The 15,883-nt window shown below is 50.0% G+C and carries 16 protein-coding genes and 1 pseudogene; 9 read left to right on the forward strand and 8 right to left on the reverse strand.

The annotated features are described in order from the left end of the window. Positions 1-300 precede the first annotated feature (300 nt). The 3 genes from hisA to HMPREF3066_RS04055 all read right to left on the reverse strand — a co-directional run bounded on the left by hisA (position 301) and on the right by HMPREF3066_RS04055 (position 3,568). Positions 301-1,038 carry a 1-(5-phosphoribosyl)-5-[(5-phosphoribosylamino)methylideneamino]imidazole-4-carboxamide isomerase gene (hisA, locus tag HMPREF3066_RS04045; protein WP_060975537.1) on the reverse strand — a complete coding sequence of 246 codons (738 nt, stop codon included), beginning with the start codon at positions 1,036-1,038 and terminating at the stop codon, positions 301-303. Between the two features lie 161 nt (positions 1,039-1,199). After that, entirely contained in the window at positions 1,200-1,844 is a 645-nt protein-coding gene (gene hisH, locus HMPREF3066_RS04050; protein WP_060975536.1) for an imidazole glycerol phosphate synthase subunit HisH, read from the reverse strand. Positions 1,845-1,975: 131 nt separating this feature from the next. After that, on the reverse strand, positions 1,976-3,568 hold the full coding sequence (locus HMPREF3066_RS04055) for an L-lactate permease (protein ID WP_049227053.1): 1,593 nt from the start codon (positions 3,566-3,568) through the stop codon (positions 1,976-1,978). A 267-nt stretch (positions 3,569-3,835) separates the two neighbouring features. On the opposite strand from HMPREF3066_RS04055, the pseudogene HMPREF3066_RS12135 reads away from it, so the two are divergent. Both HMPREF3066_RS12135 and HMPREF3066_RS04065 read left to right on the forward strand, forming a co-directional pair. Next, positions 3,836-4,204: pseudogene (locus tag HMPREF3066_RS12135) on the forward strand (transposase). Between the two features lie 556 nt (positions 4,205-4,760). Then, on the forward strand, positions 4,761-6,935 hold the full coding sequence (locus tag HMPREF3066_RS04065) for an AsmA family protein (protein ID WP_107145467.1): 2,175 nt from the start codon (positions 4,761-4,763) through the stop codon (positions 6,933-6,935). A 65-nt stretch (positions 6,936-7,000) separates the two neighbouring features. On the opposite strand, the gene gap is transcribed toward HMPREF3066_RS04065, so the two are convergent. Continuing rightward, entirely contained in the window at positions 7,001-8,032 is a 1,032-nt protein-coding gene (gap, locus tag HMPREF3066_RS04070; protein ID WP_060974969.1) for a type I glyceraldehyde-3-phosphate dehydrogenase, read from the reverse strand. A 200-nt stretch (positions 8,033-8,232) separates the two neighbouring features. On the opposite strand from gap, the gene HMPREF3066_RS04075 reads away from it, so the two are divergent. The 4 genes from HMPREF3066_RS04075 to murU all read left to right on the forward strand — a co-directional run bounded on the left by HMPREF3066_RS04075 (position 8,233) and on the right by murU (position 10,863). Beyond that, the gene (locus HMPREF3066_RS04075; RefSeq protein WP_045074829.1) at positions 8,233-8,751 is read left to right on the forward strand and encodes a protein disulfide oxidoreductase; all 519 of its coding nucleotides are present in this window, start codon (positions 8,233-8,235) and stop codon (positions 8,749-8,751) included. 341 nt (positions 8,752-9,092) lie between these two features. Next, positions 9,093-9,530, forward strand: a complete 438-nt coding sequence (hpaR, locus tag HMPREF3066_RS04080) for a homoprotocatechuate degradation operon regulator HpaR (protein ID WP_003743527.1) — start codon at positions 9,093-9,095, stop codon at positions 9,528-9,530. A 12-nt stretch (positions 9,531-9,542) separates the two neighbouring features. After that, positions 9,543-10,043: a 4-hydroxyphenylacetate 3-monooxygenase, reductase component gene (gene hpaC / locus HMPREF3066_RS04085; protein WP_049227059.1), complete on the forward strand. Its 501-nt coding sequence runs from the start codon at positions 9,543-9,545 to the stop codon at positions 10,041-10,043. 124 nt (positions 10,044-10,167) lie between these two features. After that, positions 10,168-10,863, forward strand: a complete 696-nt coding sequence (gene murU, locus HMPREF3066_RS04090) for an N-acetylmuramate alpha-1-phosphate uridylyltransferase MurU (protein WP_070440584.1) — start codon at positions 10,168-10,170, stop codon at positions 10,861-10,863. A gap of 76 nt (positions 10,864-10,939) precedes the next feature. On the opposite strand, the gene rarD is transcribed toward murU, so the two are convergent. The 4 genes from rarD to cyaY form a co-directional block, all read right to left on the reverse strand. Then, entirely contained in the window at positions 10,940-11,839 is a 900-nt protein-coding gene (gene rarD / locus HMPREF3066_RS04095) for an EamA family transporter RarD (protein ID WP_060974970.1), read from the reverse strand. 213 nt (positions 11,840-12,052) lie between these two features. Then, the gene (gene luxS / locus HMPREF3066_RS04100) at positions 12,053-12,559 is read right to left on the reverse strand and encodes an S-ribosylhomocysteine lyase (protein WP_049224669.1); all 507 of its coding nucleotides are present in this window, start codon (positions 12,557-12,559) and stop codon (positions 12,053-12,055) included. A gap of 21 nt (positions 12,560-12,580) precedes the next feature. Continuing rightward, positions 12,581-13,000: a DUF2251 domain-containing protein gene (locus HMPREF3066_RS04105; RefSeq protein ID WP_049225738.1), complete on the reverse strand. Its 420-nt coding sequence runs from the start codon at positions 12,998-13,000 to the stop codon at positions 12,581-12,583. A gap of 32 nt (positions 13,001-13,032) precedes the next feature. Further along, on the reverse strand, positions 13,033-13,356 hold the full coding sequence (gene cyaY, locus HMPREF3066_RS04110) for an iron donor protein CyaY (RefSeq protein ID WP_003755648.1): 324 nt from the start codon (positions 13,354-13,356) through the stop codon (positions 13,033-13,035). 70 nt (positions 13,357-13,426) lie between these two features. Between cyaY and lptM the strand changes: the two genes are divergently transcribed. The 3 genes from lptM to rfbC are packed head-to-tail and all read left to right on the forward strand — an operon-like array spanning position 13,427 to position 15,416. Next, the gene (gene lptM / locus HMPREF3066_RS04115; RefSeq protein ID WP_003755649.1) at positions 13,427-13,597 is read left to right on the forward strand and encodes an LPS translocon maturation chaperone LptM; all 171 of its coding nucleotides are present in this window, start codon (positions 13,427-13,429) and stop codon (positions 13,595-13,597) included. A gap of 11 nt (positions 13,598-13,608) precedes the next feature. Beyond that, positions 13,609-14,829 (forward strand): diaminopimelate decarboxylase, encoded by a 1,221-nt coding sequence (lysA, locus tag HMPREF3066_RS04120; protein ID WP_060974973.1) that lies wholly within the window; start codon positions 13,609-13,611, stop codon positions 14,827-14,829. A 47-nt stretch (positions 14,830-14,876) separates the two neighbouring features. Beyond that, positions 14,877-15,416: a dTDP-4-dehydrorhamnose 3,5-epimerase gene (gene rfbC, locus HMPREF3066_RS04125; RefSeq protein ID WP_060974974.1), complete on the forward strand. Its 540-nt coding sequence runs from the start codon at positions 14,877-14,879 to the stop codon at positions 15,414-15,416. Positions 15,417-15,883: the final 467 nt, after the last annotated feature.

Genomic DNA, 15,883 nt, shown 5'->3' on the forward strand with positions numbered 1-15,883 from the left:
AGTGTGGGATGGTGAGTCCCAAACAATATTCGGCGGTCAGCCGCCTTTTATTGTGAAGAAAAATGGACGAACCCGTCTTTTGTCCTGCCTGTGCAGACAGGACAACAATGAAAGCAAACAGGTTCAACCGAGTATTGTGTATCTTCGCCCCGCTATATTGTTTGAAAACGGCGGGACAAGTGAGTAAGAAAACATAAGGTCATTTCAGAGGACCTGGATGGTTGTTTTTAAATAAGGTCGTCTGAAAACGAGTGCAACGAGTTTCGCCAAAACGAGCGCAGCGAGTTTCGCTACACCAACTTATGCCAGCGAATCCGCCAACTGCTGCGCTTGGGCAAAATCAATACTGCCCTCGTAAATCGCACGACCGGTAATCGCACCCGCCACGCCGTGTTTCTCAACGGCACACAAAGCACGGATGTCGTCCAAATTGGTCAATCCGCCCGACGCGATAACCGGAATGGCAACGGCTTGCGCCAGTTTGACGGTTGCGTCGATGTTCACGCCGCTCATCATGCCGTCGCGGCCGATGTCGGTGTAAATAATGCTGTTGACGCCGTCGTCTTCAAAACGTTTCGCCAAATCAATCACATGATGCTCGGTTACGGTCGCCCAGCCGTCTATCGCCACCATACCGTCTTTGGCATCCAACCCGACAATAATCTGCCCCGGAAACGTTTTGCACGCCTCGCGCACGAAGTCGGGATTTTTTACCGCCGCCGTACCGATAATGACGTCGTTCAATCCCAAATCCAAATATTTTTCAATGGTTTCCAGGTCGCGTACTCCGCCGCCTAGCTGTACGGGAATGTCTTTGGCAACGGCAGCGAGGATGTCCTTGATGGCGGGGAAATTTTGCGGAACGCCGGCAAATGCACCGTTCAAATCCACCAAATGCAAACGGCGCGCGCCTTGTTTGAACCAATGCAGCGCAGTTTCGGCGGGCGAGTCGGAAAACACCGTCGCCTGCTCCATCAAACCTTGTTTCAGGCGCACGCAGCGGCCTTCTTTTAAATCGATTGCGGGAATCAGCAGCATGGGAGTCCTATCCTTATGCGGAGTGTATTTTACACAAATTATCGAGTTTTAGCATATTTGAATAATTTAAGATAACAGTGATACGAAATCCTGATTAAAATTGCTTGAAAATCCTTTTCAGACGACCTGATTAATTTATAAAAATCAAAGTGCAAGCCTTTTCAAACTGTCCAGTCCAAAAAATTGCGTAACAGCAACAATCCTGCATCGTGGCTTTTTTCCGTGTGGAACTGGGTGGCGAACACATTGTCTTTGCCGACGATGCAGGCAAATTCGTTAGGATATTCGCTGGTAGCAAGGACGGTTTCGGGGTCTTCGGGAGCGAAGTAGTAACTGTGGACAAAGTAAAAGCGCGTTTCTTGTCCGATGTCTTTAAACAGCGGGTGCGGGCGGGTTTGGCGTACTGTGTTCCAGCCCATGTGCGGCACTTTCAGACGACCTCCGTGTTCATCGGTTTGATTGGCGGAGAAGCGTTTGACCCTGCCTTTAAACCAACCCAGTCCGGCGGTATCGCCTTCTTCGCTGTGTTCGAACAATAATTGCGCGCCGACGCAGATGCCGAAAAACGGTTTGTTTTTCAATCCATCTTCCACTGCCTCGCCCAAACCGCTTTGCCTCAATGCAGCCATACAGTCGGGCATCGCACCCTGACCGGGAAAAATGATTTTGTCGGCAGCGAGGATGTCTTCGGGGCGGTCGGTCAGATAAACTTCACCGGCTTTGCCCGACAAGGCTTGCGCGGCCTGTACGGATTTGAGGACGGAATGCAGGTTGCCCATGCCGTAATCGACAATAGCGGTTTTCATGTTTTCTCCTTGGATTGCAGCTTGTGCTTATCGGTATGGTTATGAATATTGTAACAAAACATCGTACCGGAAGGACAAAAGAAAAAGGTCGTCTGAACATTTTTCAGACGACCTTTTACGTTACAAGGTTCTTACCTTAGAGGGAAGAAAATAATTGCTATGGCGACAGCAATCACACCGTAAATCGCCATGGGGATGACGGTTTTCTTGATAATCGCACCTTCGGCGTTTTTCACGTCCAGTACGGTACATACGGCGATGATGTTGTTGATGCAGACCATGTTGCCCATTGCGCCGCCGACGGATTGCAGGGCGAGGATGAGGGTCACGGACAGGCCGGTATCAAGGGCGATTTGTTGCTGAATCGGGCCGAATGTCAGGTTGGATACGGTGTTCGAACCGGAGAAGAATGCACCGATAGCGCCAAGGTAAGGGGAGAAGTAAACCCAGTGTTCGCCTGCCATCGCGGCAAACTCTTTACCGATGATTTTCACCATGGAGTCGTCGCCGCCAACCATCATCAGTTGAACCATAATCAGCGCGCCCATCAAGGCAAGCAGCGGTTTTTTGGTTTGGTTGAACGTTGCAGCGTAGAAAGCCCAGGCGTCTTTGAATTTGGTTTTATAAAGCAGGATACAAATCCAAACGGTAAAGACAAACGGAATCCATGCGGGAACGTAGAGAGTTTGGTATGACGCATTGACGCCTTGTCCGAAAATATTGCCGAAGGTAATGGTCAAAGAGTCGCTGACGGTGATTTTGCTCAAATCAAACGGCAGTTGGAAGCTGAACCATTCTTCTTTGCTGGTCAGTAGGCCTTTAATGCCGAGCTGTTTGATACGGGTAACGACCAGCATACCGATCAGCATACCCAGAGGGGCAAGTGCTTTGGCGACTTGGGCGAAAGGTACTTTTTCGGCATTCGGGTCTTTCGGATGGTCTTTGCTTAAGCCCCAGCCGTGGTTGGCTGCGAATACGGATACCATCAGGCCGATTGCGCCGGCAACGAGTGATGGGAATTCTTCGTTAACCATCGCTAATGCGACATAAGGAATGGTACAAGAGAAGACGGCGATGCCGATGAAGCCTAAGTTTTTACGGATTTCAGACCAAGGCACGATGAAGCTCAAGCCGATGACGGGAATGACGAAACCTGCGAAGAAGTGCATCACGCCGGTTTGTCTGCCGATAGCCAAGATGTTTTCAGGACTCAGGTTTAATGGTGCGAAACCGAACCAAGTCGGCGTACCCACCGCGCCGAAAGATACCGGCACGGAGTTCATAACCAGCGTAAAAATCGCCACTTTCAACGGGTTGAAACCCAGACTCATCAGAATCGGGGCGGCAATCGCAGCAGGCGTACCGAAGCCGGATGCACCCTCAATCATAAAGGCGAACGACCAGCCGATAATCATCAGCTGTGCCACTGGATTCGGGCTGATGGTCGCCAGCCATTTGCGGATAATATCGATACAACCGGTGGTTTCCATCATACGGTTGAACATGATCGCACCGAAAATCACGGTAATCGGCGTCAGTGTGGAAACCAGGCCGGACGCTGCGGTTGCGTTGAGCAGCATAGCGTCGTCTTTGAAATAAAACAGCTTGATGGCGTAAATCAGCGCGGCGGTAATCGGCAGCGCGATGTAGGAAGGCATACTGTTTTTCTTAACCATCAGCCAAATCAGCAGGATGATGGGAAAAATGCTGAGGAATAGTGCCATGGTGAATCCTTAAATCGGCGTTGTTTATCAATTTTTTCTAATGATGTCGGATGCGAGAGAGATATCGAACCTTAATCTGAGAGTAATTATCAAATAAATTGGTAATACCAATTTAAAAGAACGCCGCATACTTTACGTAATCCAATGTAATCGGTCAAGTGATTTATGTACCTTCGGCATTTACCAGACGAGGTTTTCAGGGTTTGAGACCTTTGCAAAATTCCCCAAAATCCCCTAAATTCCCATCAAGACATTCAGGGGATTTCTATGAGCACCTTCTTCCAGCAAACCACACAAGCCATGATTGCCAAACACATCGACCGCTTCCCACTATTGAAGGTGGATCAGGTGATTGATTGGTACCCGATCGAACAATACCTGAATCGTCAAAAAACCCGTTACCTCCGAGACCACCGCAACCACCCGCAGACGGAAGCTCAAATGAAGCGTAACCGATATTGATCGAAAACTCGTTATGTGGTTGAACAAAGCTTTAGTACGCTGCACCGTAAATTCCGCTACACGCAGGCAGCCTATTTCAGGCTGCTCAAAGTGAGTGCGTAAAGCCATCTGAAGGCGATGTGTTTGAACCTGTTGAAATCCGCCAACAGGCTAAGTATGTCTGTTGCTGCCTAAAAGGCGGCCCGGATGCCTCATTATCAGGTATCCGGGGAGAATTAAGGGGGTGTTTGGTTAGAATTAGGAGTGATTAGGGATGGAAACAATCTTGGCATAAACCTTACCCCAACGTTTCAATATTCTGAAAACGATAGTTTTTCACTCACACTGTACCCGATTTTCCCCCAGATACGTTTTGCTCTGAAGTAGGATTCACCCACCCAATCCTTCAATATCGCGTAAAGGCTTCTATCCCTCACACCCGTAGCCACATACGGACTCAATATTAGTTACAGGCTATATTGATACTTCTGATACTGATTTCTACCAGCATACAGCATCGGAAACAGCCAAATCTAAATCAAACAGCTGCAATGACTGATAAAGTCTTAGAGTAATTACACAGAACTTTTGATACTTTTCTTTATTTTATCCATAAAATTATCACTACATTATTAAGATAAGATTTACCTCTTGACGCGTTACTGCTTTCAAACGACCTGTCCCACCACAAGGCCTACCACTCACACCTTACATTTACCCTTAATCCCCCATCCATACCATCCCAAATGTCATGTGTTATACTTTCAGCCATGTTACCTTATTGCCTTTACGCATGAAAAATCCTCTGCTTAATTCAGGAAAATTTTGGCTGAAAACAGCCGTAACTGCGGTCATCTTTCTCGTTTGCACCGCAGCCACCCTGTATGCATCGGTTTATGCCCTATTTTCCCCCGAACAAATCGAAGCTTCCGTACAAAACGCCTTCAGCGGAACGGGGCGGAATATCCGCTTCAGCAGCGACATCCGCCGAAGCTGGTTTCCCCGTCCTACCGTTACCCTAAAAAACGTTACCATTACCCAACCTCAAAGCAACCAAACTGCCTTACATATCAAAGAGACCCATATCGGTTTGGGCTGGAGCAGCCTGTGGAACGATCACCCGGTCATCGAAAAATGGGTTATTACAGGTGCAGATGCCGTGTTATCGCGCACCGATGACGGCAAATGGAACCTGCAAGACCTGTTACATCCTTCCCACCCTACTTCTTTAAACCGTCTGATTATAGAAAACAGCTCTCTGCATATGAACATCGCAGGGCAAACACATATTATCGACAATTTTTATCTAAACATCCGCAACAACGGGGCTGACGGCCGTCCCTTCAAAATCAACGGCAGCCTGCGCCGCTCAAATCAACCCATCCAATGGCAGGGTAGCGGCGTGTTTAATGCCTCTGAAACCGGATGGAACATTCCCAATTTACTTTGGGAAGCATCTATTGCTGAAAAAGAAAACAAACTGTCCGCTGATGGAAGCGGCACATGGACGTGGTCGTCTGAAAACAACTCCCTACAAGCAGACAACCTCAGTCTGCGTACGGATAATCCTACCCAAAATTTTCACCTGACCGCGCAAATTCCCCATTTATCCTTGAAAAACAATGTATTGAATATTCCATCACTTAATGGTGCATTTACAGCAGGCAAGCCGGAAAGCCAATGGAACGGCTCATTCAAACTCGACAAAGCAAGCATCCGCACCAGCGTTGCCACATTGGATAACTTTGAATTCAACGCCAGCAACAAAAATGCCGTCCATCAGACCAATTTAACCCTGACAGGCCCTCTGCTGTGGCAGCAAAACAAAGGATTGCAATCATCTTCAATCAATCTGACCACATTGCAGGATACGGTCAACCGCCTACCCAATCCTCGCTTTATCAGCCAATTAACCGGCTCATTTAACTGGAACGGCAAAGAAAACTGGCAAGGGGATTTCAAAGGCACATTCGACCGCCAACCCCTTGCTCTTGTCTTCAAATATCAACCAACGGAAGAACAAACACCTCTTTTGGAAGCCGGGATTGCCCTGCAAAAACTCTCATTGCTCCCCTATTGGGATGATATACAGGCAAACTCCGGATCAGGCTACCCTGCAATCCTCAACAACGGCCCAATCCCAAGAATTGATGCCAGTATCAAAATCGGCAATATCCAAATACCCGGCCTGCAACTGGACAATATTGAAACCCTGCTGAATGCCGACAAAGAACATATCACCCTAAGCCATTTTAAAGCGGGTCTCTACGGCGGTCAGACAGAAGGCGGTATCAGTATGGCAAACACAACTCCGCCTACCTACCATCTCCAACAAGATGCCCAAAACGTACAAATCCGACCATTGCTGCAAGATTTGTTCGGTTTTCACAGCTTCAGCGGCAACGGAGATGCCATCATCGATTTGACAGCACGGGGTAACAACCGCAAACAACTTATCCAATCCCTACAAGGGATGCTGACCCTCAATATTTTGGATGGGGCATGGAAAGGTATAGATATAAATAACATCCTCAAAAACGGTATTTCCGCACAACAATCCAGCGGCGAGCATGTTCAAACCCCTTTCCACCGTTTTACCCTCAATAGCGAAATAGACAAGGGCATCAGCCACCACATCAATACCGAATTGTTTTCCGAACATTTACACATAGTCAGCAACGGCTACACCGATCTGAATACGCAAGAACTATCCGAGAACCTACTTATCCGTAACACACTCAATCCTTCCGCCAAACCCATACCGATCAAAATACGGGGCAATGTCGCTAATCCGTCCGTTACACTCGACTACAACCGTATTACCCACGGACTGAACAATCCCAAAGAAAAACAAAAAGCATTGGAACAAACATTGCGCGAGCAATGGCATTGGCTCAATCCGGAACGAAAACAAGCAGATAAATAAAAAAGGTCGTCTGAAAATCCAATCATGGTTTTCAGACGACCTTTTGGCATCTTCGACAATCCGTTTTATTCAAACGGGCGCACTTCCAAACCGAACATACGACGGGCAGTGTTCAGCATTTGGCAGCTGAAGCCCCACTCGTTGTCGTACCAGGCGAACACTTTAACCATATTACCGTCGGTTACTTTGGTCAGCGTCGCATCAAAGGTGCTGGCTTGGGTGGTGTGGTTAAAGTCCATAGACACCAGCGGCAGCGTGTTGTAGCCCAACACGCCTTTCAGACGACCTTCTTCTGAGGCGGCCTTCATCAGCGCATTGATTTCTTCGACACTCGTATCGCGCGCGGCTTGGAAGCTCAAGTCCACCAATGAAACATTGACGGTCGGCACGCGGATGGCAAGGCCGTCGAGTTTGCCTTTCAATTCGGGCAAGACCAAACCGACGGCTTTCGCCGCGCCGGTTTTGGTCGGAATCATGTTTTCCACACCGCTGCGGGCGCGGCGCAAGTCTTTATGGCGCACGTCGGTCACGGTTTGGTCGTTGGTCAGGGCGTGAATGGTGGTCATCGCACCTTTGACGATGCCGATGTTTTCGCTCAATACTTTGGCAACGGGGGCGAGGCAGTTGGTGGTGCAGGAAGCATTGGAGATGACGGTCATGTCGTCGGTAATCACGTCGTCGTTCACACCGTAGACGATGGTCGCGTCAACATCAGCCTCGCCCGGTGCGGAAATCAGCACTTTTTTCGCGCCGCTTTCAAGATGGACATTGGCTTTGGATTTGCTGGTGAACGAGCCGGTGCATTCCATCACCAAGTCCACGCCCAAGTCGCGCCAGGGCAGTTCGGCAGGGTTGCGGGTGGAGAAGAATGGGATTTTGCGGCCGTTGATGATGAGGTGGGTCGCATCGTGGGAAATGTCAGCATTAAAGCGGCCGTGGACGGTATCGAATTTGGTCAGATGGGCGTTGGTTTCGAGGCTACCGCTGGCGTTGACAGCGACGACTTCAAGTTGGTCTTGCAGGTTGTAATCGTAGATGGCGCGTAATACTTGGCGGCCGATGCGGCCATATCCGTTAATGGCGACTTTAATGCCCATGGTTTTTCCTCTGTTACGGTTGGATAAAGGTTTGCGACCCGAATTATATCAAAAATGTAGTTTGATGTAATTAATGTTTTATCAATCCAGTTATACCTTTCCCATCATCCGTTTTTTCAGACGACCCATTAGGTAATTTTATGAAATATTGCATCAAAACAAAGTATCATCCCCTTTTTTCCTCTCCTCATCCCTCAAAAATGAAACGCCTGCCATCACGCATCAAATCACTCTCCTTATCCTTTTTACAGGCAATAGTCATTTTCGCCTTCTTATCGGCCGTTGCTGATTGGTGGCGCAAACCCGAACCGCCCGTGCAAATGTCGTCCGAACCGCTGCACCTGCTTTCAGGAGAAACGCTGACACCTGCCTTACTTAGTACAAACCGTACCGCCGTCCTTTATGTATGGGGAGACTGGTGCCATATCTGCGCCTATACCTCGCCTACTATTTCCCGGCTTGCCGAAGACGGCATTCCTGTTGTCGGTATTGCCCTGCACTCCGGTGCGGATGAGCATATCCGTACCTATATGTCGGAAAAACATCTCGACTTTCCTACGGTCAACGACAACGACGGACGCTTGGCGCAAAAATGGAAAGTTTCCGTTACCCCGAGCATTATCCTGATTAAAAACGGAAAAATGGTTCACTTTACCTCAGGAATCAACACTTATTGGGGATTGCGCACCAGAATTTTCATATCGGATCTGTTCTATTAATGCTATCCTGTTAAATCCTTTAATATATAAAGAACTCAAATCCTGCGCAGTACATGACCCTGCGAAGTAAATATTCGTTTATTGAAAAAATAAACCGCCCCTTGCCAGCGCAACTGATGATTTTGTTGAGGTTATGTCAAAAATAGACTAATATACAAACATAAGAAAATACGGAACATTACTATCAAAACAAACTTACGGAATGTTATCTGATTTTTGGTTTGATACTTTGCTCCCACGCATCCGCCGCTTTCACAGGGCTCTTATAATGACAATACAGCCTTTACAAATCTGCCTCCACGCTTCAAAGGTTTGTTTATCGGTAACAACGGAGACCCCTCATGCCCAACCAATCCAAACATGCGTCTATTAACATCGGCCTGATTCAAGCGCGGGAAGCGTTGATGACCCAATTCCGTCCTATTCTGAACCAAGCCAATATCACCGACCAGCAATGGCGAATCATCCGCCTGCTTGCCGAAAACGGCACATTGGACTTTCAAGACCTTGCCAATCAAGCATGCATCCTGCGCCCCAGCCTGACCGGCATTTTGACCCGCTTGGAAAAAGCAGGCCTCGTCGTGCGTCTGAAGCCGTCCAACGACCAACGCCGCGTCTATTTGAAGCTGACAAACGAAGGAGAAAAACTTTTCGAATCCATCGGCGCGCAAGTGGACGAACGTTACGATGCCATTGAGCAAGTGCTTTCCAAAGAAAAAATGCTCGAACTCAAAGAGCTGCTGACGGCGCTGTCGAAAATTGAACAGCACCTGAAATAAAAAGCACGACGAATGACAGATTCGGCATACACACTCAAGCATCCGTTCAGGGATGCCATGGCATCCTGCGCCGCAGGCGTACACGTTATCACGACCGATGGAGAATCCGGCCGTTACGGTATTACCATGACTGCCGTTACCCCCGTTACAGACGAACCGCCGACCATTATGCTCTGCATCAACCGCAAGGCGGCAATCATTCCGATTCTTCAGACAAACCGCGACTTGTGCATCAATACCCTGTCCGAAAGCCAACAGGACATCGCAGAACACTTTGCCGGCCTGACTGGGCTTTCCCCTGAAGAACGCTTTGCCTACCATATTTGGAACAGGGGCAAAACCGGGCAACTTGAAGTCGAAGACGCACTGGCGCATCTGCACGGACGTATCGTTTCACAACACGAAATCGGGACGCATTTTATCTTTTACGTTGAAATCAACGAAATCAAAAATTCCGGCACACATCCTCCGGCTTTATTATATTTCCGACGGCAATTCAAATCTTTGGAATAAAGCTCCCCAAGCTCGCAAGGTCGTCTGAAACCATCAGATTTCATTTTCAGACGACCTTGAATCAGCCTCCCCAATTCCGACAGACTGCCCATCATTTCATTATCCAAACTTATCCATCTCCCCCATGAAAGCAATGATACTTGCCGCGGGACGCGGCGAACGGATGCGCCCGCTGACCGACCATACCCCCAAACCCCTGCTTCAAGTCGGCAGCGAACCCTTAATCGGCTGGCACTTACGTCGTCTGAAAACCGCAGGCTTCACCGAAATCGTCATCAATCATGCCTGGCTCGGCGAACAAATCGAAACCACGCTCGGCGACGGCTCGCAATACGGCGTACGCATCGCCTATTCCCCTGAAAAAGCAGGCGGCTTGGAAACCGCAGGCGGCATTGCCACTGCCCTACCCCTGCTTGGCGACGCACCATTCCTCGTTGTCAATGGCGACGTACTGACCGACATCGACTTTTCCAAAGCCCGACAGGCCGCCGAAGCATTGCCCCATTCAGACAAACTCGCCTGCCTATGGCTGGTTGACAACCCGCCGCACAATCCCAACGGAGACTTCGCCCTGCTTGCCAACGGCTTAGCCTCTTCAGACAAATCAGCAGGCGAAGCCTTGACTTTCAGCGGCGTAGGTGTTTACCGTCCCGAACTCTTCCGCGATACACCGCCGCACCATCCGGCCAAACTCGCCCCCCTCCTGCTCCAAGCAATGAACGAAGGAAAGGTTGACGCGCAAAAACACAACGGTCTTTGGTTGGATGTCGGAACGGTAGAGCGGCTGAACGAAGCAACCCAAATCGTACAAAACTGGTAATCCTCCATCTTGATTTAAAAATAAAAAGGTCGTCTGAAACCCGTTTCCAAGTTTTCAGACGACCTTTTATTGTCCTTTATCTTTCATCAACCGCTTTCTGTCTTGCCTTCATCCACCCGTTTGCCATCATCAGGCATAACCCCGACCAAATCAAACCATAGCTGATTAAAGCCCCGGGCTGCAAAGGTTCGCCCAAAAACGTTACCGATACGGCAAACAGCAAAACAGGCTCCAAATAACTCATCATGCCGAAGACAGCGACCGGCAATAATTGATTTGCCTTCAGGTTCAAATGCATGGCTACCGCGCTGTTTATCCCCAGCAATACCACCAACCCCGCCAATACGGGCATATCGGCAATCAAACCTAACGTATCCGTAAAAAATACGATATACACCAGCGCGCACGGCGCAATCAACATCAAATCCAACGTCAATCCGACCAAAGGCGGCACGCCCAACCTTCGCCGCAGCAGGTAATACACAGGATAAGTGCCGAACACCCACACCGTCGCCCACGAAAACGCACCCATCCGCAGCCATTCCCACGCCACGCCGGCGCACGCCAGCATGACAGCCGCCGTTTGCAGGCGGTTGAGGCGTTCTTTAAACCAAATCCGCCCGCACAACATCATAGCCAGCGGAAACAGAAAATAGCCCATCGCCACATTCACGCCCTCCCCGTTGACGGGCGACCAGACAAACAGCCACAACTGGCTCGCAAAAACAGGGGTGGGCAGGAAAATCAACAGCCAGCGTTTCCAATCCCGGCCGACGCCGCGTATAAATCTGTCTGCCGCCTGCCAGCCGCCCACCATCCCCATCAGGCCAAACAAAGCCGCCAGCATCGCCACCATCCGCCAAGCGAAGACTTCCGTCCCCGTCATCGGCTTCATCCAAATTCCGTATAAAAACAACACAACAAACAAAATATTGGACAACGCCGCCGCAATCAGACCTTTCGACAAATCCGTCATTTCAGACGACCTTATGCAATAAATAAAAGGTGTATTGTAGAATAACCTTATAGGAACTTCCCGTATTTATCTTGTTCTCGTATTTTATTTTTTAGTTTTGAAATATATTTTTCTGCTTAAACAAACCGACAGCGGAATATCACACCCCCAAACCTAAAGGTCGTCTGAAATCCGGTTTCCCGTTTTCAGACGACCTTTTTTCAAGCATATCGTTTAAGCGTTCAGCAAACTTTCATCCAGCGTCAGCTCTTCGTTTTTGTTCACCGCCACTTTGCGCGTCAGGACGTTTTGCGCGATTTCCTGCGCTTCGGCAAGCGAGTGCATCAGATAAGTGCCGCATTGGTATTCGTTCAACTCGGGGATTTTGCTTTGGTCTTTGACATTGACGACATCCCGCATCGAAGCGAGCCATGCGTCGGCGACCTGCTGCTCGTCGGGCGTGCCGATGAGGCTCATGTAGAAACCGGTGCGGCAGCCCATCGGGGAAATGTCGATGATTTCGACGCCGTTGCCGTTCAAGTGGTCGCGCATAAAGCCTGCGAACAAATGCTCCAGCGTGTGGATGCCTTTTTCGGATAGGATTTCTTTGTTGGGAACGCAAAAGCGCAGATCGAATACGGTAATGGTGTCGCCTTTGGGCGTGGTCATGGTTTTCGCCACACGCACGGCGGGGGCGTGCATACGGGTGTGGTCGACTTTGAAACTGTCTAACAGGGGCATTTTGTTATCCTTTTGAGTGGTTTATGTAGGTTTTCGGGATAGGATTTTGTCCAGCAATTCATCGTCCAAGACGCGGTTTTCGACTTTCACCCATTCGCCGTCTGCTTCAGGGAAGCCGTTGCGGCAATATCCTGCCTGCTCGACAAAATCATAGACGGCATGGATGTAGCCGTTGATGCACAATGCGGCTATGGTGCAGGCATCATCCCATAAGATCAAGACATGATTGGGGATATGTTTGTCGGATACATCTTCGACATTGTAGATATGCAAGGCATCCAAAATCCCATCTTGCGAGGCGGCATAGAAGTAGCCCGTGTCGCCGTCGTCTTCAAAGACGACGCCATAAGGGATATGTTCGAAAAATGATTCTAAAACTTCGGGCGTGCCGACAGTAAAATTTTCGATTTCGGCAGTCCGATACAGGGGTAATTGTGCCATTGGGTAACGCTCTCTTTGTGGGAATACTCAAATTACAATTCGGCAATTTCCACCGCTTCGCCCGAAGCCGCGCTCAGGGCTTCGTTCAAAACATCGTAGAAATCCCGTCCGTCGCGCGTTGCCAGCCATTTGCCGTTTTGCTCGGCGAAATGGTAGCCGCCGCTTTTTGCGGCAATCCACAATTCTTGGTTTGGCGTGTGGCGGTTGACGATGATTTGCGTGCCGTCTGCCGCTTCGATGGTCAGGACGTTTCCGGCAAACTGGCAGTCGAAATCCCAGCCGTTTTCGTCGATTTGGTCTTCGATGTGTTCGAACAATTCTTCGCTCATGCGGATGAATTCGCTTTCGGTCATCATGGCTTTTTGTGTGTTTTTTGTTTAAGATACCGAATCTTGCCACATTCGCGCTTATGAAGGAAGTTTACCGATGAAATACGGCGTATTTTTTGCTGCGGCAACCGCCCTCCTGCTTTCAGCCTGCGGTTACAAAGGCGACCTCTATCTGCCCAAAGAAGGCGACAAGGCGCGTTTCGGCGTGGTCCAAACCGGCCTGAAAATCCATTCTTCCAAAGAACCTACCAATCAAACCAACGATTAAGCCTCACCAACATGACCCTGCATTGCGAACAAGTCCCCTATTCCCGCCTTGCCGAAGAATTCGGCACGCCGCTTTATGTGTACAGCCAATCCGCGCTGACCGAAGCATTTGAAAACTACCAAACCGCGTTTGCCGCGCTTTCCCCGCTCGTCTGCTACGCAGTCAAGGCAAACGGTAATCTGAGCATCATCAAACACTTCGCCTCGTTGGGCAGCGGTTTCGACATCGTCTCCGGCGGCGAATTGGCGCGCGTTTTGGCGGCGGGCGGCGATGCGGCGAAAACCATATTTTCAGGCGTGGGCAAAAGCGAGGCGGAAATCGAGTTCGCGCTTCATGCCGGCGTGAAATGCTTCAATATGGAAAGCATCCCCGAAATCGACCGCATTCAAAAGGTTGCCGAACGCTTGGGCAAAACCGCGTCCGTCTCCCTACGCGTCAACCCCGATGTCGATGCCAAAACCCATCCCTATATCTCCACAGGCCTGAAAGCCAACAAATTCGGCATCGCCTACGCCGACGCGCTCGAAGCCTACCGCCACGCCGCCCGCCAAAGCCACCTCAAAATCATCGGCATCGACTGCCACATCGGTTCGCAACTGACCGACCTCAGCCCGCTCATCGAAGCCTGCGGACGCATTTTGATTTTGGTTGACCAATTGGCGGATGAAGGCATCGTTTTGGAACACTTAGACTTAGGCGGCGGCGTCGGCATCGTTTATCGAGACGAAACCGTCCCCGATTTGGGCGCGTATGCCCAAGCGGTTCAAAAACTGATCGGCACACGTCGTCTGAAACTCATCCTCGAACCCGGCCGCAGCCTGGTCGGCAACGCAGGTTCGCTGCTCGCGCGCGTCGAGTTCGTCAAACACGGCGAAGAGAAAAACTTCGTCATGGTCGATGCCGCCATGAACGACCTCATGCGCCCCGCCCTGTATGACGCCTATCACCATATCGAAGCGGTAGAACCCAAAAATATTCCGCCGCTGACCGCCAACATCGTCGGCCCGATTTGCGAAACCGGTGACTTCCTCGGCAAAGACCGCACTATCGCCTGCGAGGCGGGCGATTTGCTGGTTATCCGCAGCGCAGGCGCATACGGCGCCAGCATGGCAAGCAATTACAACACGCGCAACCGGGCGGCGGAAGTCTTGGTGGACGGCAACGAATACCGGCTTATCCGCCGCCGCGAAACCTTAGAACAGCAAATGGCAAACGAAATGGCTTGTTTGTAACATCCCGTCCGTTTTCAGACGACCTGCCCTATAATTGAGAATACTTCATGAAAATCATCGATACCACCCTACCCGAAGTCAAACTTTTAGAACCGCAAGTCTTCGGCGACGCGCGCGGCTTCTTTATGGAAACTTTCCGCGACGAATGGTTTAAAGCTAACGTCTGCGACCGCACCTTCGTGCAGGAAAACCATTCCAAATCAGGCAAAGGCGTATTGCGCGGCCTGCATTACCAAACCGAAAACACGCAAGGCAAACTCGTGCGCGTCGTCGTCGGCGAAGTGTTTGACGTTGCCGTCGATATGCGTAAAGACTCGCCGACTTTCGGCAAATGGGCTGGCGAAATCCTGTCGACAGAAAACAAACGCCAGCTTTGGGTACCCGAAGGTTTCGCTCACGGCTTTTACGTTTTGAGCGATGAAGCCGAATTCGTTTACAAATGCACGGATTATTACAACCCGAAAGCCGAACATTCGCTGATTTGGAACGACCCGACAGTCGGCATCGAATGGCCGCTGCAAAGCGAACCCAACCTGTCGCCCAAAGACTTGGCGGGTAAAATTTTGGCTGAAGCAGTTACGTTCTAAATTACCGTCGTCAAATCCGTCAAAAACACAAGGTCGTCTGAAAACTTGAGATAAGTTTTTCAGACGACCTTTTTCAGTTACAGCAACCTGATCCCTTCCCCCGTCTAGCGGGGGAAGGTTAGGATGGGGGTGGCTTGCGGATATACAGCATAAATGGCAGGAGCCACCCTCTCCCCAACCCTCTCCCGCCGGACGGGAGAGGGAGCGAATTCTCGTGGGCAAAGCCCACGCTACAGTTATCCCACAAACCAACACAACAACTTCCGCTAAGGGTTTCCCCAATTTTGGGTGCTTTCGACGGCGTAGCGTGGGCTTTGCCCGCGAATCCTATCGTATTGAAGCGATAATGGATTTAAAGTATCAGAATACAAAGAGGTCGTCTGAAAAACTTGAGATAGGTTTTTCAGACGACCTCTTTCAGTTACGGCAACCTGATCCCTTCCCCCGTCCGGCGGGGGAAGGTTAGG

It is taken from the genome of Neisseria sp. HMSC03D10 (genome assembly GCF_001807625.1).
Classification (GTDB): domain Bacteria; phylum Pseudomonadota; class Gammaproteobacteria; order Burkholderiales; family Neisseriaceae; genus Neisseria; species Neisseria mucosa.

What these genes read in the sequence shown, in the direction of transcription:
- hisA (WP_060975537.1), bottom strand. Translation starts at nt 1,038, where the DNA reads ATGCTGCTGATTCCCGCAATCGATTTAAAAGAAGGCCGCTGCGTGCGC.
- hisH (WP_060975536.1), bottom strand. Translation starts at nt 1,844, where the DNA reads ATGAAAACCGCTATTGTCGATTACGGCATGGGCAACCTGCATTCCGTC.
- HMPREF3066_RS04055 (WP_049227053.1), bottom strand. Translation starts at nt 3,568, where the DNA reads ATGGCACTATTCCTCAGCATTTTTCCCATCATCCTGCTGATTTGGCTG.
- HMPREF3066_RS04065 (WP_107145467.1), top strand. Translation starts at nt 4,761, where the DNA reads ATGTGTTATACTTTCAGCCATGTTACCTTATTGCCTTTACGCATGAAA.
- gap (WP_060974969.1), bottom strand. Translation starts at nt 8,032, where the DNA reads ATGGGCATTAAAGTCGCCATTAACGGATATGGCCGCATCGGCCGCCAA.
- HMPREF3066_RS04075 (WP_045074829.1), top strand. Translation starts at nt 8,233, where the DNA reads ATGAAACGCCTGCCATCACGCATCAAATCACTCTCCTTATCCTTTTTA.
- hpaR (WP_003743527.1), top strand. Translation starts at nt 9,093, where the DNA reads ATGCCCAACCAATCCAAACATGCGTCTATTAACATCGGCCTGATTCAA.
- hpaC (WP_049227059.1), top strand. Translation starts at nt 9,543, where the DNA reads ATGACAGATTCGGCATACACACTCAAGCATCCGTTCAGGGATGCCATG.
- murU (WP_070440584.1), top strand. Translation starts at nt 10,168, where the DNA reads ATGAAAGCAATGATACTTGCCGCGGGACGCGGCGAACGGATGCGCCCG.
- rarD (WP_060974970.1), bottom strand. Translation starts at nt 11,839, where the DNA reads ATGACGGATTTGTCGAAAGGTCTGATTGCGGCGGCGTTGTCCAATATT.
- luxS (WP_049224669.1), bottom strand. Translation starts at nt 12,559, where the DNA reads ATGCCCCTGTTAGACAGTTTCAAAGTCGACCACACCCGTATGCACGCC.
- HMPREF3066_RS04105 (WP_049225738.1), bottom strand. Translation starts at nt 13,000, where the DNA reads ATGGCACAATTACCCCTGTATCGGACTGCCGAAATCGAAAATTTTACT.
- cyaY (WP_003755648.1), bottom strand. Translation starts at nt 13,356, where the DNA reads ATGATGACCGAAAGCGAATTCATCCGCATGAGCGAAGAATTGTTCGAA.
- lptM (WP_003755649.1), top strand. Translation starts at nt 13,427, where the DNA reads ATGAAATACGGCGTATTTTTTGCTGCGGCAACCGCCCTCCTGCTTTCA.
- lysA (WP_060974973.1), top strand. Translation starts at nt 13,609, where the DNA reads ATGACCCTGCATTGCGAACAAGTCCCCTATTCCCGCCTTGCCGAAGAA.
- rfbC (WP_060974974.1), top strand. Translation starts at nt 14,877, where the DNA reads ATGAAAATCATCGATACCACCCTACCCGAAGTCAAACTTTTAGAACCG.